We start from the raw sequence: 1,472 nt of genomic DNA on the forward strand, positions 1-1,472 counted from the left end.
GCTGATTTGACCTTTATTCTAAGAAAAATGGCTCGACTTGTCAATGTAAACAATTAGTTATCGCACTGTCTCTTATACACATCTAGATGTGTATAGGAGCCCTATTATATATTATGTGTAGATAATTAAGAAACAGTCTAGTTTCATGTTAGGGAGATTAGATGTGTATAAGAGACAGCTATTATATATTATGTGTAGATAATTAAGAAACAGTCTAGTTTCATGTTAGGGAGATTAAAGAAAAAAATCATCCCAAAAAATGGATGATTACGAGCTAAGCTTATCTTTGAATTTTGAAAACAATAGTGCGGAACCGATAACAATTCCATAATACACCACAGGTAGGATTATGGATTTGGTCCCTTCGAAATAGTAGTAATAAAAGACTAATGATCCTCCAGAAAAGAATACAGTGACAAACATTTTCGCTAGTGACGGTCTTTTGCCGGATAAAGCAATCGTATAGGCGCCTAAAATAGCACCAAGAGCACAAATGAGGAAAGCAACAATATCTCTGGACAACATGATACCACCTCCTATTATTATTTTACCGTATTTTAGGCTGTCTCTTATACACATCTAGATGTGTATAAGAGACAGACATGATACCACCTCCTATTATTATTTTACCGTATTTTAGCAGCTGAATGAAGCAAGCTTTAGAAAAAGCTATGTGAAATCAATTGTTACACTATTAAGGAAAAATAATCATCAATATACGTCCTGTCTCTTATACACATCTAGATGTGTATAAGAGACAGTGATTATTTTTCCTTAATAGTGTAACAATTGATTTCACATAGCTTTTTCTAAAGCTTGCTTCATTCAGCTGCTAAAATACGGTAAAATAATAATAGGAGGTGGTATCATGTCTGTCTCTTATACACATCTAGATGTGTATAAGAGACAGCCTAAAATACGGTAAAATAATAATAGGAGGTGGTATCATGTTGTCCAGAGATATTGTTGCTTTCCTCATTTGTGCTCTTGGTGCTATTTTAGGCGCCTATACGATTGCTTTATCCGGCAAAAGACCGTCACTAGCGAAAATGTTTGTCACTGTATTCTTTTCTGGAGGATCATTAGTCTTTTATTACTACTATTTCGAAGGGACCAAATCCATAATCCTACCTGTGGTGTATTATGGAATTGTTATCGGTTCCGCACTATTGTTTTCAAAATTCAAAGATAAGCTTAGCTCGTAATCATCCATTTTTTGGGATGATTTTTTTCTTTAATCTCCCTAACATGAAACTAGACTGTTTCTTAATTATCTACACATAATATATAATAGCTGTCTCTTATACACATCTAATCTCCCTAACATGAAACTAGACTGTTTCTTAATTATCTACACATAATATATAATAGGGCTCCTATACACATCTAGATGTGTATAAGAGACAGTGCGATAACTAATTGTTTACCTTGACAAGTCGAGCCATTTTTCTTAGAATAAAGGTCAAATCAGC

The 1,472-nt window shown here is 33.8% G+C and carries 2 protein-coding genes; one reads left to right on the forward strand and one right to left on the reverse strand.

All coding sequences use genetic code 11. From position 1 onward, the window contains the following. Positions 1–267 precede the first annotated feature (267 nt). Positions 268–525, reverse strand: a complete 258-nt coding sequence (locus A5875_RS23055) for a hypothetical protein (protein WP_088935935.1) — start codon at positions 523–525, stop codon at positions 268–270. A gap of 422 nt (positions 526–947) precedes the next feature. Here A5875_RS23055 and A5875_RS23060 point away from each other — a divergent pair, with 422 nt between their 5' ends. Then, positions 948–1,205 carry a hypothetical protein gene (locus tag A5875_RS23060; protein ID WP_088935935.1) on the forward strand — a complete coding sequence of 86 codons (258 nt, stop codon included), beginning with the start codon at positions 948–950 and terminating at the stop codon, positions 1,203–1,205. Positions 1,206–1,472: the final 267 nt, after the last annotated feature.

It is taken from the genome of Enterococcus sp. 3H8_DIV0648, assembly GCF_002140655.1.
In the GTDB taxonomy this organism is placed as follows: Bacteria; Bacillota; Bacilli; order Lactobacillales; family Enterococcaceae; genus Enterococcus_A; species Enterococcus_A hulanensis.

Bases quoted from the DNA above. Each gene is read 5' to 3' on its own strand.
- A5875_RS23055 (WP_088935935.1), bottom strand. From the start codon at position 525: ATGTTGTCCAGAGATATTGTTGCTTTCCTCATTTGTGCTCTTGGTGCT.
- A5875_RS23060 (WP_088935935.1), top strand. From the start codon at position 948: ATGTTGTCCAGAGATATTGTTGCTTTCCTCATTTGTGCTCTTGGTGCT.